22 protein-coding genes are annotated in these 25,820 nt (G+C 48.7%); 9 read left to right on the top strand and 13 right to left on the bottom strand.

Annotated elements, in window-relative coordinates; translation table 11 throughout:
- Window positions 1-98: 98 nt before the first annotated feature.
- Window positions 99-1,052, top strand: coding sequence for a transaldolase (tal, locus tag EZV61_RS03115; RefSeq protein WP_131414298.1), 954 nt, complete (start codon window positions 99-101; stop codon window positions 1,050-1,052).
- Between the two features lie 80 nt (window positions 1,053-1,132).
- Here the strand turns inward: tal and pgi are convergent, their stop codons facing one another.
- Window positions 1,133-2,782, bottom strand: coding sequence for a glucose-6-phosphate isomerase (pgi, locus tag EZV61_RS03110; protein WP_131414297.1), 1,650 nt, complete (start codon window positions 2,780-2,782; stop codon window positions 1,133-1,135).
- A gap of 418 nt (window positions 2,783-3,200) precedes the next feature.
- Here pgi and EZV61_RS03105 point away from each other — a divergent pair, with 418 nt between their 5' ends.
- Window positions 3,201-3,374 (top strand): DUF3545 family protein, encoded by a 174-nt coding sequence (locus tag EZV61_RS03105; RefSeq protein WP_114337243.1) that lies wholly within the window; start codon window positions 3,201-3,203, stop codon window positions 3,372-3,374.
- A 66-nt stretch (window positions 3,375-3,440) separates the two neighbouring features.
- Here the strand turns inward: EZV61_RS03105 and EZV61_RS03100 are convergent, their stop codons facing one another.
- Window positions 3,441-4,034: a hemerythrin domain-containing protein gene (locus tag EZV61_RS03100; protein ID WP_114337242.1), complete on the bottom strand. Its 594-nt coding sequence runs from the start codon at window positions 4,032-4,034 to the stop codon at window positions 3,441-3,443.
- A gap of 264 nt (window positions 4,035-4,298) precedes the next feature.
- Window positions 4,299-4,964, bottom strand: coding sequence for a uracil-DNA glycosylase (gene ung / locus EZV61_RS03095; RefSeq protein WP_131414296.1), 666 nt, complete (start codon window positions 4,962-4,964; stop codon window positions 4,299-4,301).
- A gap of 162 nt (window positions 4,965-5,126) precedes the next feature.
- Here ung and nfo point away from each other — a divergent pair, with 162 nt between their 5' ends.
- Window positions 5,127-5,978 carry a deoxyribonuclease IV gene (gene nfo / locus EZV61_RS03090; protein WP_131414295.1) on the top strand — a complete coding sequence of 284 codons (852 nt, stop codon included), beginning with the start codon at window positions 5,127-5,129 and terminating at the stop codon, window positions 5,976-5,978.
- A 112-nt stretch (window positions 5,979-6,090) separates the two neighbouring features.
- Window positions 6,091-6,474, top strand: a complete 384-nt coding sequence (grcA, locus tag EZV61_RS03085; RefSeq protein WP_114337239.1) for an autonomous glycyl radical cofactor GrcA — start codon at window positions 6,091-6,093, stop codon at window positions 6,472-6,474.
- 197 nt (window positions 6,475-6,671) lie between these two features.
- On the opposite strand, the gene thrC is transcribed toward grcA, so the two are convergent.
- The 6 genes from thrC to EZV61_RS03055 all read right to left on the bottom strand — a co-directional run bounded on the left by thrC (window position 6,672) and on the right by EZV61_RS03055 (window position 14,036).
- Window positions 6,672-7,949 carry a threonine synthase gene (gene thrC / locus EZV61_RS03080; RefSeq protein WP_114337238.1) on the bottom strand — a complete coding sequence of 426 codons (1,278 nt, stop codon included), beginning with the start codon at window positions 7,947-7,949 and terminating at the stop codon, window positions 6,672-6,674.
- A complete protein-coding gene (gene thrB, locus EZV61_RS03075; RefSeq protein WP_130566449.1) occupies window positions 7,946-8,908 on the bottom strand; it encodes a homoserine kinase in 963 nt (320 codons plus the stop codon). Before thrB ends, thrC begins: the two co-directional genes overlap by 4 nt.
- Before the next feature lie 3 nt (window positions 8,909-8,911).
- Window positions 8,912-11,377, bottom strand: coding sequence for a bifunctional aspartate kinase/homoserine dehydrogenase I (thrA, locus tag EZV61_RS03070; RefSeq protein WP_130566448.1), 2,466 nt, complete (start codon window positions 11,375-11,377; stop codon window positions 8,912-8,914).
- Window positions 11,378-11,665: 288 nt separating this feature from the next.
- Window positions 11,666-12,421 carry an MBL fold metallo-hydrolase gene (locus tag EZV61_RS03065; RefSeq protein WP_165569516.1) on the bottom strand — a complete coding sequence of 252 codons (756 nt, stop codon included), beginning with the start codon at window positions 12,419-12,421 and terminating at the stop codon, window positions 11,666-11,668.
- On the bottom strand, window positions 12,414-13,340 hold the full coding sequence (locus tag EZV61_RS03060; RefSeq protein ID WP_131414293.1) for a glycosyltransferase family 2 protein: 927 nt from the start codon (window positions 13,338-13,340) through the stop codon (window positions 12,414-12,416). The genes EZV61_RS03065 and EZV61_RS03060 overlap by 8 nt, the downstream gene beginning before the upstream one ends.
- Window positions 13,341-14,036: a tRNA/rRNA methyltransferase gene (locus EZV61_RS03055; protein WP_131414292.1), complete on the bottom strand. Its 696-nt coding sequence runs from the start codon at window positions 14,034-14,036 to the stop codon at window positions 13,341-13,343. It lies immediately after the preceding gene.
- A 120-nt stretch (window positions 14,037-14,156) separates the two neighbouring features.
- On the opposite strand from EZV61_RS03055, the gene aceK reads away from it, so the two are divergent.
- The gene (aceK, locus tag EZV61_RS03050; protein WP_131414291.1) at window positions 14,157-15,875 is read left to right on the top strand and encodes a bifunctional isocitrate dehydrogenase kinase/phosphatase; all 1,719 of its coding nucleotides are present in this window, start codon (window positions 14,157-14,159) and stop codon (window positions 15,873-15,875) included.
- Between the two features lie 112 nt (window positions 15,876-15,987).
- Window positions 15,988-18,243 (top strand): hypothetical protein, encoded by a 2,256-nt coding sequence (locus tag EZV61_RS03045; protein ID WP_131414290.1) that lies wholly within the window; start codon window positions 15,988-15,990, stop codon window positions 18,241-18,243.
- Window positions 18,244-18,319: 76 nt separating this feature from the next.
- Here EZV61_RS03045 and EZV61_RS03040 read toward each other — a convergent pair whose 3' ends face one another.
- Window positions 18,320-20,332: a HAMP domain-containing methyl-accepting chemotaxis protein gene (locus tag EZV61_RS03040; protein ID WP_131414289.1), complete on the bottom strand. Its 2,013-nt coding sequence runs from the start codon at window positions 20,330-20,332 to the stop codon at window positions 18,320-18,322.
- Between the two features lie 168 nt (window positions 20,333-20,500).
- On the opposite strand from EZV61_RS03040, the gene EZV61_RS03035 reads away from it, so the two are divergent.
- The 3 genes from EZV61_RS03035 to EZV61_RS03025 all read left to right on the top strand — a co-directional run bounded on the left by EZV61_RS03035 (window position 20,501) and on the right by EZV61_RS03025 (window position 22,268).
- Window positions 20,501-20,908: a sirohydrochlorin chelatase gene (locus tag EZV61_RS03035; RefSeq protein ID WP_131414288.1), complete on the top strand. Its 408-nt coding sequence runs from the start codon at window positions 20,501-20,503 to the stop codon at window positions 20,906-20,908.
- A 49-nt stretch (window positions 20,909-20,957) separates the two neighbouring features.
- The gene (gene tesB / locus EZV61_RS03030; protein WP_131414287.1) at window positions 20,958-21,824 is read left to right on the top strand and encodes an acyl-CoA thioesterase II; all 867 of its coding nucleotides are present in this window, start codon (window positions 20,958-20,960) and stop codon (window positions 21,822-21,824) included.
- 147 nt (window positions 21,825-21,971) lie between these two features.
- Window positions 21,972-22,268 carry an SEL1-like repeat protein gene (locus EZV61_RS03025; protein ID WP_131414286.1) on the top strand — a complete coding sequence of 99 codons (297 nt, stop codon included), beginning with the start codon at window positions 21,972-21,974 and terminating at the stop codon, window positions 22,266-22,268.
- Window positions 22,269-22,341: 73 nt separating this feature from the next.
- Here the strand turns inward: EZV61_RS03025 and EZV61_RS03020 are convergent, their stop codons facing one another.
- Genes EZV61_RS03020 through EZV61_RS03010 form a run of 3 tightly spaced genes read right to left on the bottom strand, consistent with a single transcriptional unit; the run spans window position 22,342 to window position 25,628 of the window.
- Window positions 22,342-22,749: a type 2 periplasmic-binding domain-containing protein gene (locus tag EZV61_RS03020; RefSeq protein ID WP_114337227.1), complete on the bottom strand. Its 408-nt coding sequence runs from the start codon at window positions 22,747-22,749 to the stop codon at window positions 22,342-22,344.
- Between the two features lie 12 nt (window positions 22,750-22,761).
- Window positions 22,762-23,958 carry a porin gene (locus tag EZV61_RS03015; protein WP_131414285.1) on the bottom strand — a complete coding sequence of 399 codons (1,197 nt, stop codon included), beginning with the start codon at window positions 23,956-23,958 and terminating at the stop codon, window positions 22,762-22,764.
- A 53-nt stretch (window positions 23,959-24,011) separates the two neighbouring features.
- Entirely contained in the window at window positions 24,012-25,628 is a 1,617-nt protein-coding gene (locus EZV61_RS03010; RefSeq protein ID WP_131414284.1) for a methyl-accepting chemotaxis protein, read from the bottom strand.
- Window positions 25,629-25,820 lie beyond the last annotated feature (192 nt).

The raw sequence follows: 25,820 nt of genomic DNA, 5'->3' as shown, positions 1-25,820 counted from the left end.
GTCAAAGGATAAGCATCGGCTATAGTAAGCCCCCGGAAGCAGGAGCAACCGGCAGAATAACAATATGAGAAGCTAACGAACAACATTCAGGGAATACCATGGCGAATACACTGCAACAACTCAAAACCATGACCACAGTGGTCGCGGATACCGGTGATATAGACGCGATCGCCCGCAGCCAGCCGCAAGACGCCACCACAAATCCATCATTACTGCTGAAAGCCGTACAGAGCCCTGATTACCAGCCCTATATCGATGATGCTATTGCCTGGGCCAAAGCCCAAAGCACCGATCCCACTCAGCAACTGATTGATGCCAGTGACAAGCTCTCCGTCAATGTTGGCCTGGAGATCCTAAAACTGGTACCCGGCCGTATTTCAACAGAAGTGGATGCCCGCCTCTCTTTTGATACTGAGGCAACGCTGGAGAAAGCGCGCAAGTTGATCAAGCTGTACAACGCAGCCGGAATTAGCAATGACCGTATTCTGATTAAGATCGCCGCTACCTGGGAGGGGATCTGTGCCGCCAAGCAATTGGAGCAGGAAGGGATTAATTGTAACCTGACACTACTATTTAGCTTTGCTCAAGCCCGAGCATGTGCTGAAGCAAGTGCCTTTCTTATCTCGCCTTTTGTTGGCCGTATCCTCGACTGGTATAAAGCGAATACGGACAAGAAAGAGTACAGCGCTGCTGAAGATCCTGGCGTGCAGTCTGTCACCGCCATTTATGACTATTACAAACAGCATGGTTATCAAACCGTGGTGATGGGAGCCAGCTTTCGCAACAGTGGCGAGATCATTGAACTGGCCGGATGCGATCGACTGACGATCAGTCCAGGACTACTAGAAGAGTTAAGCCAAGCCAACACAAGCATCGTGCGGAAGCTAAACTCCCCAACCCAACTTAAGCCAAAACCTGAGCCGCTGACTGAAGCGGAGTTTCGCTGGCAGCTCAACCAAGATGCCATGGCTACTGAGAAGCTGGCCGAAGGGATCCGTAACTTTGCCGCAGACCAACTGAAGCTAGAAGCCATTTTGAACAAACAGCTATAGCCACCTTAGCTCGCTTTCCTTTACTGCAAACACAAAAAAGGCCGCAAATGCGGCCTTTTTTCTAGCAATCATCGCGCTAACTATTTCGCCATCGCTTTATAAGCGTTGATCAAACCGTTAGTCGAGCTGTCATGGCTGCTTACTGCATCATCGTTAGTCAGTTCAGGCAGGATCTGGTTAGCTAGCTGCTTACCAAGCTCTACGCCCCACTGGTCAAAGCTGAAGATATTCCAGATAACGCCTTGGGCAAAAATCTTGTGCTCGTAGAACGCAAGTAATTGACCCAGGGTACGTGCGTCTAACTGTTTAAACAGCATGCTGTTAGTTGGACGGTTACCCAAGAACACTTTATGCGGTGCCAATTCAGCGATCTCAGCGTCGGATTTGCCTGCCGCTTTCAACTCAGCTTCCACGGTGGCACGGTCTTTACCAAACGCCAACGCTTCAGTTTGCGCAAAGAAGTTAGCCAACAGCTTCGGATGATGATCACCAATCGGATTGTGGCTCACGGCTGGTGCCAGAAAATCACAAGGGATCAGTTTGGTGCCCTGGTGGATAAGCTGGTAAAACGCATGCTGACCATTGGTACCCGGCTCACCCCAAATAATTGGGCCAGTTTGATAATCTACCGCTTCACCATCACGGGTAACATACTTGCCGTTACTTTCCATGTTGCCCTGCTGGAAGTACGCAGAAAAACGATGCATGTACTGGTCATAAGGCAAAATAGCTTCACTATCGGCACCAAAGAAGTTGCCATACCAAAGACCAACTAGCGCCATCAGTACAGGCACATTTTTGTCCATCTCTGCGGTAGCAAAATGTTGGTCAACATCGTGAGCGCCTTGAAGCAACTGTTCGAAGTTGTCGTAACCAACGGTCAACGCAATGGATAGGCCAATCGCTGACCACAAGGAGTAACGACCACCAACCCAGTCCCAAAACTCAAACATATTGGCGCTATCGATACCGAACGCTTCTACTGACTTCTGGTTGGTAGACAAAGCGGCGAAGTGCTTAGCGACATGCGCTTCATCACCGGCTGCCTTCAAGAACCAATCGCGCGCACTGTGGGCGTTGGTCATGGTTTCTTGAGTAGTAAATGTCTTCGATGCAATCAAGAAAAGGGTCGTTTCTGGATCCACTTTCTTTAATGTTTCAACAATATGAGTGCCGTCGACGTTGGAAACAAAGTGTGGCGTGATCCCTTTCCAATATGGCTTAAGCGCTTCAGTCACCATCACCGGGCCAAGATCTGAACCGCCGATGCCGATATTCACAACGTCAGTGATCGCTTTGCCGGTGTAACCTTTCCACTCACCTGAATGCACTTTCTCGCAGAAAGCTTTCATCTTCGCCAGCTCTTTATTCACGGCTGGCATGACATCTTCGCCATCAACTAATACTGGTGTATTACTGCGGTTACGCAGGGCGACGTGCAGTACTGCACGCCCTTCCGTGGCATTGATCTCATCGCCGGCAAACATCTTGTCGATCGCATCTTTCAGCTCTGTTTGCTCAGCTAACGCCAACAACTTGGCCAGCGTCTCTTCGGTAAGCAAATTCTTCGAATAGTCGAAAAGAATGTCGTGGAATTGTAGTGAAAATTTGTCAAAACGAGCCGCATCATTTGCAAATAAGGCTGCAATGTCAGTTTTCTTCATCTGCTCAGCGTGGTCGCTAAGCGCCTTCCATGCTGCGGTTTGAGTCGGGTTTATTGCCTGAAGCATAGGTGCTCCTTTCCAGTGAAAGTCTTGAGATCAGTTCCGGTCACGCACGCCATAGGCGAGCGCATTCAATTCATTCGGGCTAACAAGTGTTGCGCGAGGGCAAGTCGCTATCAATATAGCTTGTCACTGAGTTTGTGCTAGCGAACCCAATGGTGCCCTTAGCTCCCCAAAAACCTTGTTCTAAGGAGACGGTGAAAGATAACACAACTAGCGAAGAACGGAATTGATCGTTGTTAAACAACAAAGTGGCGCACAAAGCGCAGAGACGTTAGGCATTCAGGGATAAACAACGGGATCTGACAAGTGAAAATAACCAAAGAAAGTGTGACGCAATAACAAAAGCGCAACATCATCGTTTTATTTTTAACCTGGTTATGATATCACCGTAATTGCCAACAATATAAAACCGGAGGTAAGCATGGAGCGTTTAGCATTAGAAGTTGCCGGACAAGAGCGCGGGCCTAAGGGGAGCAGACAAAAAAAACGTAAATGGCGTGAAATCGAATCTATTCAAGAGCGTTTCAGGTTAAAGAAAGAGTTGCAAGATATTGATTGGGCACATGATTTAGAGTTAGATGACTTAGAAATATAAAAAAAGCCCCGGATTCTGTCCGGGGCTTTTTATTTCATCCAAATCGCTTAATATCAGGCGATAAGCCTAAACGCTAACACACTCATTTCGGGTCTGTAGACGCTTGGCTAGATCTTTGTATTGCTCTGCTACTTGTTGTCCAAACAAAGGATCAAGGCGCTGTGCCGTCGCTTTCGCCTCTTCAAGAGTAGCTCCGGGGCATACCGGGAATTTGTCTGCTACCGCCTGCCAATCATCTTTAGTCATCACCGCTGCTAGTTCTGGCAGAATATGTTGCTCTTCATAATCCATATGCGCTTGTTGCATCGCGATAAACTCACCGAGCTTATCGGCGAATTGATCCAGAGGGATCACGCAATCATTGAGGATCATATCAAGCATGGTGCGCAGTTCATCGGTATTCAATTCCAGCTTTTTATGCTCAACCGACAACTTATTCCCTTCACTGCTCTGTTGGCATTTATGGGTGAGGTAGTAGTCATAGACCACGTCTTCCACTTTATGATGATACTTGTCAGCGTACTCCTGCATGTAATCCACCACATCCCGGATCAGGCTGTAATTGACTTCCCCCTTCTCTACCAATGCGGCATGACGCTCTCTCAGCAACTGGATTAGTATTGCCAAGTTCTTATGGTCATTGTGTATTAGTTCGAGCATAGGACCTCTCCCGATGGTCTAAATGGTTGATTTATATAAGCCATGAGTTAAAAGCTGAACAACCAGTATAAGCAGCTCATCCCCACGAGGTGAGTACCTGTTATAAAATTGTGACCGACATCTGAGTCATATGTTCCCATCATAGCCCGAGGAAAGTGACACATTTTTGACCAAAACTAATAGAACTCATTGAATAGGCAGACGTTCTAGCGATCTGCTTCACAAAATATTCATTTCAGTCATGAATCCCCTATTTTTGACCCACTACACCTGCCACTGAATGGGATTTTTACCGAGAGCGACAAGGCGGTCATTGGCCTGAGAAAAATGGCCACAGCCAAAAAAACCCCGGTGAGCAGACAGTGGTGATGGATGCGGCGCCTCAAGTACGGTATGACGTTGGCGATCAATCATCCGGCCTTTCTTCTGGGCATGCGCCCCCCACAACATGAAAACGATGTCTTGCTGATGCTGATTAATTTTAGCGATCACTGCGTCGGTAAATGTCTCCCAGCCGAACTTGGCATGGGAGTGGGCTTTGCCAGCTTCCACCGTCAGCACAGTATTAAGCAACAACACCCCTTGCTCAGCCCACGGGCGAAGATTGCCATGTGTGGGGATCTGAAAACCCGAAACATCATTGGCTAACTCTTTATAGATATTCTTTAAAGAAGGGGGCGGAGTAACCCCATGTTGCACAGAAAAACAGAGGCCATGAGCTTGAGCTGGGCCGTGGTATGGGTCCTGCCCCAAGATCACCACCTTTAATTGCTCTAGTCCAGTCGCTTGAAAGGCTTCGAAAACTTGCTCATGGGGTGGATAGACAGTGACACCAGATCGCCTTGCGTGCTCCACCGCCTGCAAGGTCTGCTGGAAATAGGCCTGCTGTTGCTCTTGTTCGATTAACTCCTGCCAGCTCGCGAAACCCACGTTAGTCACCCTAGTATATAAATTTGTGTGCCAGAGTAACTAAGCCAAAGCGATGCAACAACACTAATCAGGGCCAAACAATCCCGCTGACAGCCGCTTGTTTGTCTAAGCAAGGAGGTTACACTGTCGCTCAATCATTATCAGAACCTAGAGAAGCTCGCCATGAAGTTTATTGGTGCCCATGTTAGTGCCTCGGGTGGCGTACAAAACGCCCCCCTCAACGCCGAAAAAATTGGTGCGAACGCATTCGCCCTATTTACCAAAAATCAGCGCCGCTGGGACGCCAAACCGCTGGAACAAAAAAACATTGAGCAGTTTAAAATTAACTGCGACAAAGCCAACATCAAAAGTGATCAGATCCTGCCCCATGATAGCTATCTGATTAATCTGGGACACCCAGAAGCAGCAGGCCTTGAACGTAGCCGCGCTGCTTTTATTGACGAGATGCAGCGCTGTGAACAGCTTGGGCTGTCACTACTGAACTTTCATCCCGGCAGCCACTTGAAGAAGATCACCGTCTCTGAATGTCTGAGCCGCATTGCTGAATCGATCAATATCGCTCTAGATAAGACGCAAGGCGTCTGCGCCGTGATCGAAAATACCGCCGGCCAAGGCAGCAATCTTGGCCATAGCTTTGAGCAGTTGGCCGAAATTATCGCGCAGGTAGAAGATAAATCTCGCGTCGGTATCTGTCTCGATACCTGCCACAGCTTTGCTGCGGGCTATGACTTAACCAGTCATGAAGCTTGTGAAAAAACATTTCAACAGTTTGAACAGGTCGTTGGCTTTCAGTACTTGCGCGCTATGCACCTCAATGACTCTAAGAACCCGCTAGGCAGCCGTGTTGACCGCCACCATAGTCTGGGCATGGGCACCATAGGTAACGCTGTATGGGAGTACATCATGCCAGATACTCGCTTTGATAATATTCCGTTAGTCTTGGAAACCATTGATGAAACGCTGTGGCCGGCAGAGATCCAGTATCTACGCAGCCTGATAAAAAAAGCTGCATAACACCCTGATCCAGCACTTTCATTGCGCTGGATCAATTTTCAGATACCTCTTTCGTGATACAAATCAATTCAGAATTTGAAATCCTTTTTTTAACTCTTTTGAGGGTAATATTATGACTATCGGTATCCAAATCACTAAAGCCGACAACGACGCCTTGATCAACTCTTTCTGGTTGTTGGATGAAGCAGCAAGCGAAGCACGCTGCCTGTGTGTCAAAGATGACCTGTACGCCGAAGACGAAGTTGTAGCCCTATCTAAGCTAGGCAACATCGAGTACAAAGAAGTGGCAATGGAAATGGCAGCACCTAAAGTTGAAGGTGGCCAGCACTTGAACGTGAACGTACTGAGCCGTGAAACACTGGAAGATGCGATTGCACACCCAGAGAACTACCCACAGCTGACTATCCGCGTATCAGGCTATGCAGTGCGCTTTAACTCACTGACTCCTGAACAGCAGCGTGACGTGATCACTCGTACATTTACAGAAAGCCTGTAATACTCAGGTCGACGTCCACCGACCTTTGTTACCTGTGTAAAAAAACCGCCAGCAGGCGGTTTTTTTGTAGCTTGAAACTACCTTAGCCCCAGTGAAGTCACTGATCAGAATGGATTGTAGGCGTCAGTTATCCCCATTAAAAAAGGCAGCCTTGATTGGCTGCCTTTTGCTGAACTATCACTAAAGCGAAGTTAGCACTACAAACTCATCAGCTTTGCGCGAACCAAGCTGAAATCAGCAGCAATAGTCTCTGATAACAATGGTTTCTCTGCGGCGTCAGCCAGTGGCTTAGGTAGTGGCAGATCCATAGACAGTGCTTCATCGACACTCTCTTTGAACTTAGCTGGATGCGCAGTACACAGGAACAGGCCATATTCTCCTTCCTGCAGTTGCTCATTCAGCACATGATAAGCAATCGCGCCATGGGGCTCGCACAGATATCCTTCGGCGTTCATCGCCTGCAGGGTGCTGACCGTCGTGGCATCATCAATAGCACCATAACCTAATTGGTCCAAGCCCCAACCTTTCACCTTGCACAGCTCTTCAATGCGTGGCCAGTTATTTGGCGCACTCACATCCATGGCGTTGGCCAGAGTCGGGATAGTTTCTTTTGGCGCCCACTCACCCGTTTGCAGATAGCGAGGTACCGTATCGTTAACGTTGGTCGCGGCAATAAAGCGCTTCACCGGTAATCCCATCGCTTTGCCTAACAGGCCAGCAGTCAAATTACCGAAATTGCCGCTAGGCACCGAGATCACCAGATTATCTCTTGCCTCTTTTGGCATCTGCGCCACGGCTTCAAAGTAGTAACAGATCTGCGCCATCAAACGGCTGATATTGATAGAGTTGGCAGAGTTCAGGCCAACAGCTTCACGCAATTCAACATCATCAAAGGCTTGCTTCACCATCGTTTGGCAATCATCGAAAGTCCCTTCAACGGCCAAGGTATGGATGTTGTCACCTAGGGTACAGAACAGCGCTTCTTGCAGCTTACTGATCTTACCTTTCGGATACATCACCAACACATCGATATTATCGATGCCATGGAAAGCATGCGCCACAGCAGCACCAGTGTCGCCTGAGGTAGCAGTTAAGATGGTGATCTTCTGGCCGCCACCGAACTCACGCAGGCACTGAGCCATAAAGCGGCCACCAAAATCTTTAAATGCTAACGTTGGGCCATGGAACAACTCCAACGCTGAGATTTTATCAGTCACTTTTTTAACTGGCGCGGGAAAATGGAACGCCCGGCCAAGCATGCCTTCTAATGCTTCATCTGACAGTTCTTCGCCAATCAATGCGCCAAGGATCACCTTACTACGGCTCACTAGGTCCATCGCCAACAGTTCATCGATATTGTCGAAGAAAGGTAAGTCAGCTGGAAAGAACAGACCTTGGTTACGGCCCAAGCCTTGTCTTACTGCTTGTTGAAAACTGACCTGCTCAGAATGGTCTTTGATGTTGTACAAGTTCATGCTGTTTCCTCCAGAACCCGGGTACCCAGGGTATCGATCTGGCAGACATGACTGAAGCCACGATCGTTTTGAATAAAGTTAGCTTGCATCCACTGATGCATCTGTTCGGCTTTTTCTTTTGAATCGGTAATAACAAACACGCTAGGGCCTGATCCTGAGATACCCACCGCCAAAGCGCCATCTGCCATCATCTGTTCCCGCATAGCGTCAAAGCCAGGAATAAGCTGTTTGCGATAAGGCTCTGCCACCACATCACGAATCGATTCGGCAGCCAGCTGGCCATCACCACGATATAACGCGTGGATAAAAGTACCTAAGTAACGTCCATGGTCGATGATATCGGCACGGCTATAATGATTTGGCAAAATAGAACGAGCTTCAGCAGTCGAAATAGAAATACCAGGATAAGCAGAGACAAAATACCAATCTTCAATCACAGGTAAGCTTTCACTGATCCTGCCGTCTCGTTCCAGCATCAGCTGGATGCCACCTAAGTAGCATGGCGCGACATTATCATAGTGGATAGATCCGCTAATCTGGCCTTCCAGCTCACCCATCATCGCCAGCAGCTGCGCTTCAGAAAATGGCTTACCGTAATGCTCATTCAGCGCATAAAACGCTGCGACAATAGAGCTGGCACTGGAGCCTAAACCACTGCCGATGGGCAGGTGCTTTTCCAGCACCATACTCACAGCAACTTCATCGGTACGCCCCATATCGGCCATCGCTTTACGAAAGGCCAAGTAGCAATCGTAGATAATGTTTTGCTTGGGATCCGCCGGTAGTTTGTCAACGAAGCGCCCCACGCACTGCAGAGAAAAATCTCCCGTGGTGCTGCTCTCAATGCTGACGCTGTCCCCCAGCAGGGAGCCATCTATTGGCGATAAGGCCGCCCCTAAAATGTCAAAACCAACGCTTAGATTACCGATAGAGGCCGGTGCATATACATTCAAGCCCATGGCTTAATGCTCCTGTTTCCATGGCAGCGTTCGCAGCACGTCAGAGAACACTCCGGCTGCGGTTACTGCGGCGCCTGCGCCATAGCCGCGAAGGACAAATGGCAGAGGCTGATAATACTCACTGTAAAACGCTAGGGCGTTTTCGCCGTCTTTAATGCTGAATAGTGGATGTTCAGGCCCAACCGCTTCAATACCACAACGGCAATTGCCCTCTTCATCAATGGTACCGGCATAACGCAACACTTTGCCTTCATCTTTCAGCTTGGCTAACCAATCGCTAAAGAACGCATCGGCATCTTTAGTACGTGCCATAAAGCTTTCGACATCACCGCTTTGGTCAAAACCAGGCGGTAACGCAGGCTGCACATCAATATCTTCCAGATCGAGTTCCAGACCAACTTCACGCGCCAAAATAAGCAGCTTACGCGCAACATCAGTACCGGAAAGGTCATCGCGGGCATCCGGCTCGGTAAAGCCATTCTCACGGGCGATAGCGGTGGCTTCTGAAAACGCCATGCCATCGTCCAGTTTGCCGAAGATGTAAGACAGTGAACCCGATAAGATACCGCCAAAGCTTAACAACTGGTCACCTGCATTAAGCAAGCCTTTGAGGTTATCAATCACAGGTAAACCTGCACCAACGTTAGTGTCATAGAGGAACTGACGTTTGCTTTGCAATGCAGCCTGACGCAATGCGCGGTAGTAGTTCATCCCTCCCGTATTGGCTTTCTTATTCGCTGTCACCACGTGGAATCCAGCTTGCAAGTAAGCCAGATAGTCGTCGGACAAAGACTGACTGCTGGTGCAATCGATCAATACTGGATTAATCAGGTTATTTTCTTTGATGAAACGCTGCAATTCATCCAGTGTAAATGGCGTTTTCTCTTGTTCGGCAACCGCCTGCTTCCAGCTATCTAACGCCAATCCTTCAGGGGATAAGGTCAAGCCTTTGCTATTGGCGATACCACAGATACGTAAACCGATGTTTTGCTGACGCAAACGTTCCTGCTGACGCTGCACCTGGTTGAGCAGTTCACCGCCCACCGTGCCGCACCCCACCAAGAAGGCGTCAATATAATGCAGTGTGTCGAAAAAGTTCTCGTGACAGGCGCGGATCGCATGATTACAGCGTTCATCATTAATCACTGCAGACACAGAACGCTCTGACGAGCCTTGAGCAATGGCTGCAACATTCACATTGGCTTGTGCTAACGCGCGGAAGAATTTAGCGGCAACACCACTGTACTTCTTCATCTCGTCACCAACCAGTGAGACGATGGCCAAGCCATCCAGCATCTCAATAGGATCCAGCAGTTTGTTTTCAAGTTCCAGATAGAACTCATCTTGCAAGACCTGCCGTGCCAGTTCCGCTTCACTGCTATGGATACAGAAGCTGATGCTGTACTCAGAGGAAGACTGGGTGATTAAGGTAATAGACACACCGGCCTGACTAATGGTGGCAAATACACGGGCGGCCATACCCACCATGCCTTTCATACCAGGACCAGAGACACTCACCATGGTCATGCCACTCAGGTTCGAAATCGCCTTAACTTGCAAGCCTTCGCTGTCACTTTGCGCACTGATCAAGGTGCCTTCAGCAGCAGGGTTATGGGTATTTTTGATTAAACAAGGGATATGGAATTGAGCGATGGGTGCGATCGTTTTCGGGTGTAGTACCTTGGCACCAAAATAGGACAGCTCCATCGCTTCTTGGTAGCTGAGGCTTTTTAACAGCTTGGCATCGGGCACCAGGCGCGGATCACAACTGTAAACGCCATCCACATCTGTCCAAATTTCACAGCATGATGCTTTCAGACAAGCAGCCAGTACCGCAGCAGAATAATCCGAACCATTACGCCCCAGCGTAACAATTTCGCCGGCATCATTACCCGCGGTAAAGCCCGGCATCACCAATACGGCATCAGTCGGTAAAGACACTTTGTCAAAACGTGCGGAAGACTGTTCAATATCAACCATCGAAGAGAGGTAGTCGCCCACGCCAACAAACTTCTGCACAGGGTCAATGCCTTCAGCGTTCAAACCCTTCGCTTTAATCAGCTCAATCATGGTGGCGACACTCATACGTTCGCCTTTCACCAAGATCTGCGCTTGAATGTTATCCGGGCACTGCTTCAATAAACTAACGCCACGCAACAGCTCCTTCATCTGCCCCATCTCCTGATGCAGCTTTTGCAGTAGCTGATCGGCAGCGAACCCGGGGAACTCCTCATTCAGGGTGTTAATCAGGTTGGTAAAGGTCGACTCAATACATTCGATGTGCTGTTGGGCATCAACGCCCTGAGATGTCGTTTGTACTGCAGCCACCAGTGCGTTAGTAACTCCTGATGGCGCCGACAACACCAATGCGACCTGCTCTGACTTGAACTTGTCGGCGACTATCGCAGCCACTTGCTGGAAGCGACTGGCTGTTGCCAGTGACGTGCCACCAAACTTAAGTACTCGCATTTCCTACCTCGCCCTTACATTCCTGAAAAATAAAAAGCCCGCGACCTTTTGGGTCCCGGGCTGTGATTCTGTTCTTAGTGCGCAAAAACTCAGCCCGTCTCCCCATGGGTGCGGGTAATGGTGATAATAATGGTGTTGCGCACTGTGCTGCTCATGTTCTGCTTTTATAGCCTTACAAAAGGTGAGTGAGTGTTTTACCAGAAAACGACCTCACATAAAAGTCAAGCATGTGATAAAAATCACCTGAACTGACCAGTGTCTAGAAAAAATGACACTCGAGCACTGTTTTTATGCTGTCACCACATCAGACGTACGCTCTGCAGGAAGTATCAATCGTTGTCGCGGTCGCAACACATTAAATCCTTCAGCCTCCATTAACGCAGCATCTTTCTCAGCGTAATAATGATAGAGATAAAGCCGTGGCCAGAGCCGCGCATCATAGTCGCGTTTTATATCTTCTATTCCTGTGTGGGAAGGGTTAGCAACTAAACTGACATCGTGCAGGATCGGCTCTCCGCCAGCAGCAAGGTGATGCAACACTTCAGGAATAGGTCGCGTATCGGCAGTGAAGAAAAAGCGCCCAGGCAACGACAAGCTAAAACTAAAATCCAATTGATGATGACGCGCAGGAGTCACCCTGAAGTTATGCTGCGCCAGCCAAAATCCGCTATCCACCGCGACTAACTGTAACACTTGCCAGAAGTTCGCCCCCCCTTCAGCCAGTTGCCCTGGGTGATTATCAAACATGCGGGTCAAACGCGGCACAATCGCCGCCGGCACATAGATCCGCGGGGCGGGCTTATCGTTAAAGCAAGCGGCGATAAACAACTTTTCCAGATCCGCCACATGATCCATATGCGGGTGGCTGATATACACCGCTTCCGGTAGTTGCTGATACTGGCGCCGATACGCATCAAGCACACCCGCACCACAATCAATCAGCAAAATGGGACGCGCCTCCTGCTCCAGCACAAAGCTGGACGGCAGCAGCTCAGTGGCCCCTGCACTGCCGGCGCCTAATACAACCATCGCCAAATCACTCAATGCATAACTCCTCTGTACCTTGCGGTACATATTGTTTATCCAATGGATAATGTTTTAACGAAAAATGTTGATAACTACCTGCAAAGCCGTTTTTAAGTGCTGCATCATAAGCCAGATTAACCCGCTTTTTGTCTCGTAACATCGTTTCGACTATGCGTTTAAACGGCTCACTGCCAAAGCCCATCGCGTCGGAAAGTAGGCGATCCAAACAGTGCTGATAAGCCATATCTGCGCGCTCTGCCGCATTATCGCTGTGGCAAATCGACTCACTGTTGACACGGTATTGATGCAGCGGCTCGCCCCACATAACACAGCCCTTAGCGCGCTCCATGGCACGAAGGTTAAACAGTGTATCCTCGCCTAACTGAACATCACGGTGCCATCCCAAACCAACACAGTCACGACGGAATAAAAATATTAGTGGTGTCTTGGTCTGACTATAGCCAGCGGCCGACCATAAACGATATCCCTGATATTGCGGCAACAGAGTGGCCATCAGTTGACCATTCTGTTCATCGACAACATCAACGTTATCGCCAGCTACACCATACTCCATTGCCAGAGGCACCAACGTCGATAACCGAGTAGGATAGTAGAGGTCATCAGCATCCAAGGGCGCGATCAACGCCCCTCGCGCTTTCGCTAATGCCAAATTGCGTGTGTGATTAGGGCCTGAGCCAATCTCTCCAGAGCTAATAAAGTGGATCCTGGGATCGCAGATACCATGGCTGGCAAGCAATTGTTGATAATCCACACCGTCATCAACCACAATCCACTGCTCCCAATGGCTGTAGTCTTGAGCCAACAAACTCTCAACTGCGCGTAACAGTGTGTTCTCGCCGCGAAAAACCGGCGTTATAACTGAAACCAAGGGAGGCTCTGATCGAGATGGCGTAACGTCGTTCTGAGGATCAACCATCTATGGCAGCGCTTTTTCAATATCGTTTAATAACGTATGCAGCATACGAATATCTCTTCCCTCTACCAATCCCAAACGGTCATGTAGCCACTCTGACAGTTTTTGATCTTCGCTGTTGAGTAGGCTTTCCTGTAACGTCGCGACACGTTGCTTAAGCGCTTGCCATTCGCCCGAGTCAGTCAGATCGTCCCGCCCTTCCCCTGCACCCGACAATAGCGTTTTTAGGGGTGATAATGCGTACGCATAAACCATGGCAGCCTGCCCCAAATTCAGCGATGGATAAGGTTGCGCAAGGGGAATGCAGCTTAGCAGGTCGGCACGATCAATCAGGGTATTGGGTAATCCCGATTCTTCACAGCCAAACAACAGCGCTACACGTTGGATCGCAGTCGCTTTGGACTCGAGCTGCTGTAGCGTTTGCTGCGGCGACCAATAGTCTCTGGCACATCCCCGTCGTCGAGCGGTGGTTGCGATGACAAAGTCACAATCACTCAACGCCAGATCGGCCGATGCAAAACAACTTGCCTCGGCTAACAGCTCTTCAGCACCATGGGCCACCCATCCAGCTTCGGGATCTTGATGTGCCACACTGTCAACAATACGCAGCTGGGCAAAACCTTGGGTTTTCATCGCTCTAGCCACGGCCCCTACATTGGCGGGCCTCGCTGGTGAAACCAGCACAAAAATCAATTCCATGGTTCAACAACAGTGACCAAATTCATGCCCTATTCTGCCTAGATAGACCAGCTTGCGCCAGCTCGCCTGCACCGACTACACTGAAAACTACAAAACTGGTCTTACCACAAGGTGTTATTGATGGCACTGCCCGACGAATTAGCCGCTCAGATCCTGGAAAGCTTTAACCTTTGCTACGACCGTTTTTTGAGTATCACCAGGGAATCTGGCCAACGCTTTGTCAACGCCGATTGGCTAGGTGTGCAGGTCGCGTCACGAGAGCGGCTGCAGATCTATGATGGCCGTGTTGCACAGATTTCCAACAAACTGCGTAAGCAAAAAGACTGCTTAGAGGTAGAACTATGGCGTGCCATTAAACAAAGCTACCAACAGCAAACCGTCAACAGTCCTTGTCGCGAGTTAGCCGAGAGTTTCTACAACTCCACCTACGGCAAGATGTTCCATCATCAATTCTTAACTCCCCCCCATGCCTTTGTCTGGGCCGGCGGCCCACCACCAGAAAAAGATGCGCCACTACACCACTATCGACTCGTCGGGGTGCCTCTCGGCACCATCGCCGAGCAGATCCTAAGCTCCAGTGGTTTTATTGATAACTGGCACGATAAAGCTGCAGATATCGAACAACTCACCGTTCTCTTACGAAAACAGCTGGAACGATTCCCTGGGATCCCAACACTTGAGATACTCAAACCGATTTTTTACCGCAATAAAGGCGCATACATGGTGGGGCGTTTGTTTAGCGAACATATCAGCCACCCCTTTATCATCTGCTTAATCAATCGCGAAGGCGAAGGGGTCATGGTAGATGCCGTGTTAACTGAGCGTGACCAGGTGAGCATTCTGTTTGGCTTCGCCCGCAGCTATTTTATGGTCGATATACCAGCCCCCTCATCAGTAGTGGCCTTTCTTCGCCATCTGCTGCCACATAAAAGTGACGCGGAGCTGTACAGCGCCATCGGCTGCTTAAAACACAGCAAAACCCAATTCTATCGCCACTACCTGCACCACCTGGAACACAGTAGCGATCAGTTTGATATTGCCCCCGGGATCCCAGGGCTGGTAATGAGCGTATTTACCCTGCCCTCGTTCGATGTGGTATTCAAGGTAATACGAGACAAGTTTGGCCCCAGCAAAGGGATGAGTAGACAACAGGTAAAAGCAAAATACCGGCTGGTAAAGCAGCATGATAGGGTCGGCAGGATGGCCGACACGCAGGACTTCGCTAATTTCCGCTTCCCTAAACGCCGCTTAAGTGATGCTTTATTGGCAGAACTAAGGCAAACAGCCCCCAGTAGCATCACTGAAACCCATGATCTGGTGATCATTAAACATCTGTATATCGAACGTCGAATGGTGCCACTCAACCTCTATCTGGATCAAGCCAGTGAATCACAAGCGAATGCCGCGCTAATTGATTATGGTTGGGCGATAAAAGAGATGGCTGCCGCCAATATCTTTCCTGGCGATCTGCTGCTGAAAAACTTTGGTGTCACTCGCCATGGCAGAGTGATTTTTTACGATTACGACGAAGTTTGCTATCTCATTGATTGTAACTTCCGACGCATTCCAGAACCGCTGTATCCAGAACAAGAGATGCAAGCTGAGCCCTGGTACTCGGTTGCCGAGAATGACATATTTCCTGAAGAGTTTGCGACCTTTGTAACAACCCACCTTAAGCATCGGCAGGTACTTCAACAATATCATCCCAACTTATTCGAGGCCGACTGGTGGAAACAGGTGCAATCCAAATCACTACGCGGCCACTTTGAAGAGTTTTATCCTTACCCGGAGAGTTGCTGCTTTAAAAACCATAAAAAGAGCGAACTGAGCAGCGAATAAGGCCCCCTCTATTGCAATCCCCAGTGAGCAGGTAGATTATGTGCAAACGGTTTTTTTCACGTTATTTATTGCCGTTCTAATTGACCATTAGCTTAACTAAGGGACTAGAGTGATGAGCCCCATCGCGCCGAATATTATTCTCTTTTACGATCATGATGCGCTCGCAGTGATTGTCGATGACATAGAGCGCCACTTCAGCGACAGTCCGCTATTCGATAGCGGATATAGGATCTCTCGTCTGGACAACCGTGGCCAAGGCAAAGCCAGCTTAGCCGACATCAAGGATGCTGGCATGTTTATGTTGCTAAGCATTGATCGTCAACCGGAGCAGGAAGCTGCCCCACGCAAGCGTTCGCTAACTGAATCTGCGCTCTACCAACATCTAAGTGTCGGTGCACAACGTTTAGTCGTACCGGTACTCGACGTTAAATTGCGAGCCAAAAACGCTGAGCACGACACCCTCGCGGATCCCAGTATCTCTACCAGCGCTCATTATCACCTCCGTCCACTGGTTCGCTCGGCTCATTCTGCGGATGAAATCATCCAGGATATAGAACGGATCCTCGGCAAGCACCTCGACAGCCATGAACAGGTATTGCAAAACCGCAATAGCCTACTGAACGTTGCGGGCTTAACCCCCGACACCGACGCCACAGGTAATCCATTACTTGCACGGCAGCTGGCAGTTATTTTCGGCAACGCCCCGGATCCGGCTGATGATGAACAGCTGCTGGCTTCCAGTGACGGTGCCAACCTTAAATTAAACCTTCGCTGGGCAATGCGTAACCTGGGATTTGGTCATCGCAAAGGTGCTATCGCCAATTTGCGCCGGATCGTCAGTCTAGATGATGGCCACCTAACGGCTAACTTTTGGTTATCACGCTTACTGAGTGAAAGTAATCGCGATCAGGGAATATTGGACGAAGCCAATACACGTTCAAAGCTGCTGCTATCGCAACTCGAGCAATATCACAACGACTATCACCTGCTTCGCAGCCTAGGCCTTCTGCACCAGTCTCGCGCCAGTTTCCACCTTCATCAACACGATGAGTGTCAACGCCAACTGCGCATGGCAATGAAACTGGATCCCAATCGTGATGTATTAGCCGAGACGGTTCGTCGTACGCTACAAAAAATTATTCGCGACGGCGACATCCGCCTTAGCCACAATGATGATCATGTCGAACTGGCTGTTGATGCCCTAAAGATCCTCTATGTTCAGGATCACAGCTACTACTATCGTACTGTGAGGGCACTCAGTGAAAGTTTTAGTCCTGAGCTTGTAAGTCAACTCACTCGTCAACTCGATATTCGCATTCAGAAAGAGGTATCACCGCTATTTCGCAGTGAAAACCAAGTCACCCTATTTTGCACCGATGAACTATCAAAGCCACTATTAGCAGCGAGAGAAGCCAAACCGTTGCCCAGCTGGCAACAATATGAGTTGAGTAAAGACAGTGCGTTAAATCAGTTAACGCTGCTGCAGCAGATAGCCAGACACCAGCAATCAAAATGGCAACAGCTCAAAAACGACGAACAGCGTTTAAAGCTGGAATCACAACAAGCCGCATTACTCCCTGATAAGATTGATCAAGGGTTGGCTGAGATGAAGGATTGTAAGCAATCACTGAGCTCGACACGCTTGGCGACGATTAGCTCAGTCGTTCTCGCCGTCATCTCTGTCACTCTGTTTTGGTTTCCCGCGCTCAGCACGCAACTGGCCAGTGTACCCTTCGTTATTTGTTTCATCCTGAGTGCTTTGTTTGCTATCCAGTGGCGACGCCATAGTGAACGTAAGGCAACATACGAAGCCAAGTTACGAGATGCCGTTGCTGCCTTATCCAACCAGCTCGAAGCGGAAACCCACCCAAACCTTACTACGGATGGGCTATTTCAGCGTTTAGATTTTCTTGCCAGCCAACTGCGTGAACATGTTGCCGAAGAAAGTCGAGAATGTAATGAACGGCGACAACACCTGCATCAGCAAACCGGGCAATTTATGCTACTGGCAGATACCTTTGAAAGCTCGCTAACTGCCTGCGACAACAAGTTTAATCCGTTTGTGCATAATCAAGAGATCCGCTGGCAACCCTTAGCGTTGATGGCTGATGCCTGCCTGATGCCACCGGAGCTGCAAGCGGTCAGAGAGAGTCATGGCACGAATGATCAGGGGCTTTGCACCCAAGGCAGTGGCGAGGGGCTTAATCGTTGGTCTGTTTACTTTGAAGCTCAAATTGATGAACAGCGATGGCAGCGTTTGCAGAGCCAGGAAAAACTGGCTATCAGCCAGCCTAACTTACGTCCGATTATCATGCCGAGCGTGGATAACATTATTAATTTCAAAGCCAAAACCGAAGAAATCCATTAACGTTATTAACCACTAAGCCATCTGAAAAACAAAAAAGGCAGCTATCGACTAGCTGCCTTTTTTAATGACAAGCGTGCTAAACCGAGAATCGACTAAGTAGGGAGTCCTGCTCTGCCGCCATGGTATTCAACTCTTCCGTGGTGGCTGCGATCTTCTCAATCTCCTCAAAATTCTCATGGGAAACCTCTGAGACCACATTCACATTACGAGTGATCTCTTCAGCCGCCAACTGCTGTTGACTCGCCGCTTCGCTGATTAAGTTAGCCATATCACGTACAGAAGACATGCTGCCCTGGATCTGCTCCATTGATTGGTTAGCATGTTCAATATGGTCACGGGTGTTATTCATCTCACCGACACTGGATGCCATGGTAGACACTGCTTCCTTACTTTGACGTTGCAACTGACCGATGATGTTTTGGATCTCTTCGGTTGAACTGGCCGTTTGACTAGCCAACTGTCGTACTTCATCCGCAACAACGGCAAAGCCTCGTCCCTGCTCACCGGCTCGGGCCGCCTCGATCGCCGCATTGAGTGCCAACAGGTTGGTTTTATCAGCCACTCCAGTGATCACTTCGACGATCTTGTTGATCTCACCACTTAGGTTATCCACTTGTTGAATAACCGAATTAGACTCATCTAAACGTTGCGACAGTGTACCTAAGATAGTGATGCTCTCTGCCATCACAGTGCGACCACCATCTGCTTCAGTTTCTACTTCCAGCGTCCGCTCACGGCTAGCATCGGTATTTCTGGCGATCTCAGCCACCGCACTTTCCATCTCGGTGATCGCAGCAGCAACCCCTTGAACTTCGGCATTCTGACGCTCTAATGCCGCACGGGTACGCAAAGTGGTATCGCTATTGTCAGCCGCCACTTGCGTTAAACGCGCCGAGGACTCGCGCAAGCGAGCGATAACTTCGTTCATATTATCAGTCAGCTTGTTCACCCAATCTGCCACCTGAGAAAACTCATCGCCGCCACTATGTTGAATACGTTGACGGAAATCTCCCGAAGCCATCAGATCCAACACGCGCATCACTTTGTTGAGCGGCACGCGGATCGCTTGTCCCATTAACCAAGCTACCACCAAGGCAACCGCCACTGCACCGACTAATGTCACCAAGGTTAATGTGATGGTAGTGGACACCGCGCTGGTCGCTTTTGCCTCTGCTCTAGCGGTGATCTCTTGACTGTAATCAACCATGTCATCATAGAGAAAAAGATCGCCAACTAACTCATCCGCCATGGTATCGAGGGCGGCAGCTACCTGCTTCGAACGGTTAACATTAGCAATATGTCGAGCAATAATTCCGTTGGGATCATTAACCGCGAAAAACAGTTGTTCCATCCCATCTTTAACATCGGCATTACCATCCAAACCCTCGACTTCATCCAAAATCGAAAGATAGTAATCATCAAGCGTTACCGCATTAACCTTAATCCGATCCAACATCTCATTCATCTTGTCGATGTCGTCAGACACCAACAGATTTGTTGTAATAAACTCCATCAACTCTAAAGTCGAATTGAAGGTATCCAATAGGCCTTGAATATAGCCATCATACGCAGCCATACTTGCACTGCCCGAATTAACAGCCTTCTTCGCGATAGAGGTCTTATAAAGGAAAGTGCTACGCTCCTCTGCAATCTGATCGCTCTCTATCAACACCTTGCTACGGTTTTCACGGATCATTTCTACACTCTGGGAATACTCATCTAAGCGACCTTTCAAGATACCCAGTTGATCTGAAACTTGAGAATGAGCGTAAACATCGGCGTGAGACGCCAAGCGATCTAAGCTAGCAAGATAACGTGATGATTCAGCTTCAATAGCTTGTATAGTAGCGCTCAAACTATCAGTGCTGTCGCTCAAAGCCACATTGTTCGCTAGCCGATTCAAGTCAAGCACATGGATCTTAGCGAGGTTGGCATCTGCAGTAAGTAGATTGGCATCATTGGTCACAGACGAAAAACTCGACTTCACACTATTCAGTTGAAGAAACGAGATGCCGCCGGCAATGGCAAACAGCAGAACCAACACAGCAAAAGCTAGATAGATGCGGTGGACTATTGATAGTTTATTCATGTTTTCACTCAGCAATAAAACAGGGCCAAAGGGGCTAGATGACTGTATTGCGACTTACTACTTCCTTATATCATTCGCTATTTTCTTAACTATTATCGACAGTTATGGATAAGAGTTTAGACGTTTCGAAAGAAGATCGCGCACTGAAATAAAATAAATGAGACAGATATGCAAACCCAATCCCAAAATATCCAGAAAAGAGCACTGCTCCTCGTAGCTCATGGCAGCCGCCGCCAAGAATCTAACCAAGAAGTGATCGCTCTGGGTCATGTCATCGCAGCGCATCAAAGTTACGCATTGTGCGAAGCGGCCTTTTTGGAGTTAGCCTCCCCATCAATAAAAGAGGGCTTTGAGCGCTTAATTGCTCTGGGAGCAACAGAGATCGATGTGATGCCCTATTTTCTGGCCGCAGGACGACACGTTGTTGAAGATATCCCTGAAGAGCTAGAAGCCTGCCAGCGAGCCCATCCTTCAGTGCCAATCAAGCTTGCTCCACACTTGGCAGCCGTTCAAGGGCAAATGGCGGAGCTAGTCATAGAACTGATGGCAACAGCGAAACCCCTTGACCGACAGTGATAAAACAACGCTAAATACAGAGGTATGACCAGAAAAGGCTATCAGCGACATGACCCAAGTACTTGATCAACTCACCTCCTTACTGACATTAGAAGAGATAGAAGCGGGGCTTTATCGAGGACAAAGCCAAGACCTTGGCTTTCCTCAAGTTTTTGGTGGGCAAGTGATAGGCCAAGCTCTCGCAGCCGCTAAGCAAACGGTCGATATCAGCCGTAAAGTTCACTCTTTTCATAGTTACTTCTTATTACCAGGCGATGCGAGTCGCCCCATCGTTTACGACGTAGAGGTGATCCGTGATGGACGCAGCTATAGCACGCGCCGTATCAAAGCTATTCAATACGGCAAACCCATTTTTTATATGACGGCCAGTTTTCATCAAGAAGAAGCTGGCTTTGACCATCAAACAACAATGCCTAACGTAGCTGCGCCCGAGCAACTGGAATCCCAACAAGCCTTTGCAAAGCGACATCTGCATCTATTGCCGGAAAAGATCCGCGATCAATATGCCTGTGAAATGCCTATAGAGATGCGCAGCGCTACGCCATTCAACCCACTGCAACCAGAAAAAATGCCAGCAGTGAGGGATGTATGGTTCCGAGCCAACGGCACTCTTCCAGATGATCCTCGCATGCACATGTACTTGCTGGCCTACGCATCTGATTTCAATTTTTTACCAACAGCGGCACAACCTCATGGCGTGAGCTTTATGCAACCCTCGATTCAGATGGCAACCATAGATCACTCAATGTGGTTTCACCGCGACTTCAGAATGGATGACTGGCTGCTTTATCACGTTGACAGCCCATCCAGCGGCGGTGGACGCGCAGTCGTACGAGGACAGTTTTTTGATACACAAGGACGACTGGTCGCCTCTACGATGCAAGAAGGGGTATTTCGCCAACGCAAGTCGACCTAAAGCAACGATCGCAAACGCGATCTCGGCAATATATGCTTAAAATTTAATTGAGATCATGCTCACCAAATAAACAATTATTTGACAAGCGTCACAATTTTTAACATGATGTCGCTCGTTTTAAGCCCTTAACCGTTTTTTGGAGTAGTAATGAAGCGCGCAGTCATGACATTGGTTTTCGCAGCATCTATCACCACCGCAGCTCACGCGGATACCCTTGCCACCGCAAAGCAAGCGATTAGCGCAGGTAACTGTGACGCGGCGGTTAGCACATTAAATGAATTGGCTGGAAGCAAAGATGCTGCAGCAATGAATCAACTGGGCGGCATGTACTTAGTTGGTCAGTGTGTTGAAAAGAGCAACGACGAAGCAAAAGTTTGGTTCGAAAAAGCTGCAGCGGCAGGTTCACTGCGCGCACAAAAAATGCTGGATCGTTTGAACAAGTAATACATTGTTCAAAATGATTCGAAAAAAACGCCCGCTGATAAGCGGGCGTTTTTGTTTTAAGAGCGAAACGGCATCACGGTTTATATAAGACCTTTACTGTTCCGTCGACATCCGCTTCATCAATGTAACCAACGGCGCCCGTATTCGCAGCTACCTTTTGTTTCACCTGATCAATTGAGGTCATCTGCGCTGGCGCACTGGCTTTGCCGGTAAAAATCAAACGCGACCAATAGGACTGCAACTGCGACTCGCTTTTACCCGTCACCTTGTCATGAAACTCGATACGCAATGGGTTACCATCTTGCAGTTCAACCAACACCGCCTTGCCGCCCCCAGGAACACTTTTCATCTTACCTAAAAACAACTTTTTGGCGTCAGATTTAGACAGTTCGTCAGCGGCAGGATTGCCGATAAGCACGACCGCAGATTGTGCGGAAAAGCTAGCCAAGCAAAGGAGAGAAACTACCCATAATTTTTTCATTATCAACTCTCCTTAAAAGACCACATCTATCAGCACGGAGTAGATGAAGCTTTCATCATACTCGCCAGTGTTTACCGGCACAGGACCAACACTTGGAATATCAATTGTCCCGATGTTCCCCGATAAAGCACCACTGGTGTCATCAAAATCATCGGTATAAGTCAGGTCAAACTTTACCGCCACGTTCGGCATAAAGTCCCACCTCACGCCTGCACTGGTTGTTCCGCGTTCAACGTCTAATGCAGAAACCACACCAGGAATAGGGATGGTACGCTCACCATTATCTTTGCTCTCAACCCATGAAATCATTACATAGGGTGAAAACTGATTGTAACGATAAGTGGCACCGATATATGCAGAGTCGGTATCTGGATACTGGCCATCGACTTCAATACGGGTAAACTCCCCCATCACCATCCAGTCGCCATTATCCCATCTGGCACCAAGGCCATAAAACTCACCGGTCTTATCATCTAACCAAGGTACCGGATCAATATCTGTTTCTGAGTGAAAATAGCTGGCACGTAACGTCAACTCATCCCAATCATAAGTCGTTGCTAAGCCGTAAACCTTTTTGAAGTTGGTTTCCAACCCTAAGCGACTATCATCGGCATCAACAGTAGACTCACCAAAAATAGGCTGAAATGTGAGAGCAGATTCATCGAAGTCAATGACGTGAATAACATCAAAACCGGTGAAAGTAGAAACCGGAATCACGCCATACACCTCTTCCGACGGTCTTGCCCAAGGATAGGCATAACCTACTTCCAGATAATCGGAAAGCATATACAAAGGCAGTCTTAATTTGCCCCCACGTATAGTGGTAGCATCATTAAATTGATAGGAGAGAAAAGCCCACTCGGCTTTTAGATCCCAATCTTGGCGGCCTCTTGTCACAAGTTGCAAAGTGGCAGAAATTTCATCATTAACATCATAAGTGGTTTGTACCGCTAATATGCTGTCATTTTCAAAGTCAAAACCGTCGTTGTCATAGTCGGCATAGCCAGCATCATTACTTGCACGCCCCATACCAACGGTAGCAAAACCATTGACGTTAAAACGATTGAGCCAGCTATGAACTTGCCCCTGAGATTCCAACTCGGCGACCTTCTGTTCAAGCTTATCAATACGCGCTTGATCATCTTCTGCAAATGCTGATGGCGCGGCCAACACCGCAGCTATCAACACGGTAAGTGCTTTTAGTTTCATTTCATTCTCCAAACGGAAATAGGATGGGCGCTCTAACGGCACCTATGGTTTATCTACACCTTGAACTGATTAACCACTTGCGACAGCTGTTCATTCACATCCACAAGTGATTGGCTAACGCCCTCCAGCTCAGAGGTGCTACTCATCGCGTCCTGCGCCATCAGTTGGATCTCCTCAACATAAGTGCGTATCAGTTCTGACGTCTGATTTTGCTCTTCTGTTGCTGCCGCAATCTGGTCATTAAGACCAGAGATCGCTTCTACTTGGTTAGTAATACTGTTGAGTGATGTTCCGGTGTGCTCTGCCTGCTCAACGCTGTGGCTTGCCATATCTGTACCCCGGCTCATCGATTCAACCGCAGACTTTGACGCGTTTTGCAGCTCTTCCAGTACCTGCTGGATCTCCTGCGTTGAATCCTGAGTGCGACTCGCCAACGAACGCACCTCATCAGCAACAACGGCAAAACCTCGGCCCTGTTCACCGGCACGCGCCGCCTCAATCGCAGCATTCAATGCCAGCAGGTTGGTTTGCTCAGCGATACCGCGGATGGTATCGAGAATGCTGCCAACGTTACTGGTGTAGCTTTCCAGCCGAGAGATTTCGCCAGCTGTCTTTTCGACTTCAACAGCCAACTCGTTAATAGAGCCAACACTTGCCTCCATCAATGTCAGTCCTTGACTGGAGTCACCGCTGGCTTGCGATGCGGAATTAGAGGCCTCTGCCGCATGCTCTGCAATATGACCAACACTGACAAACATTTCGTTTAATGCGCCGGTTGTCTGATCTATCGCATTGGTCTGAGAAGCGATATTGGCATTCGCCTGTGCACTGACCCGAGATAACTGCTCAGCCATATCACCTAATGATGACGCGCTATCCACCGTTTGTCGGATCAACCCCTGCAATTTGTCGACAAACTGATTGAAGTAGCTCACCAGATCAGCCAACTCATCTTTGCCGTCATAGTTAACCCGGACAGTTAAGTCACCATCACCGCTGGCAATTTCCTCTAGTGAACGACTAACCTGACGGATCCCTTTAGTAATGTTGGCAGACACAGACCAGCCAATCAGTAGAATCAAAATGACCGTCGCCACCCCCAGGCTGATAGAAAAGCCCAAGGTCCATTGGCTGGCTTGATTCGCTTGTTCAACACGCTCGTCTACAGCCATTTGCGCCTGGCTGCGAAACTCGATAAGTTGATTCTGAAGTTTTTCCAGGACAGCGTTGCTGGCTGCGGCTTGGGAGGCCATCTGCTCCATCGACACTGTGCCTTCAATCATGCCAAAGGCTAATGCTCTGGCGCTATTAAAATAGCTATTCAAATTTCTGGATATATCAGCTAATGCCTTACTGTCAGCGCCGTAGCCGTTCAACACCTCTAAACTTGCTTTCAGCGCAGCCATCTGTTCATCCGCGCCCTCCAACATATCTTCTTCGCCAATCATCACAGCCGTTCTCAGCCCTTCGGCCACTAGATTAACGGCAACAACGCTCGACTGAGCCTCCTGCAGGATCGGATACAAACGTTCTTTCAATTCAGACAATCGTTCTGAGTTATCACTCACATTGGTACTGATAACCGATAGCAACACCACAAAGCTTGCTACCGATACGCCGGTAATGATGGCAATTTTTTTACCAATAGAAAGTGTTTTAAGCAGATTCATAAAGACAACCCAACCTCGTTGCGTTAACAGCAGTAACAGATTTGTTATTCAGAACTTCAAAGCTCTATCGGCAAACCACCCTAAGAATATTAGGCAATATTTCGAAAATATGATAAAAATCGATGGAAAAGCAATAAGTTACGGGGAATAGTGTGAACCAAGACGAGCCGTACAAAACAGTGTTAAATTTTC

Source organism: Corallincola luteus (assembly GCF_004336975.1).
In the GTDB taxonomy this organism is placed as follows: Bacteria; Pseudomonadota; Gammaproteobacteria; order Enterobacterales; family Neiellaceae; genus Corallincola; species Corallincola holothuriorum.
This window is presented reverse-complemented; position numbering and strand designations above follow the sequence as displayed.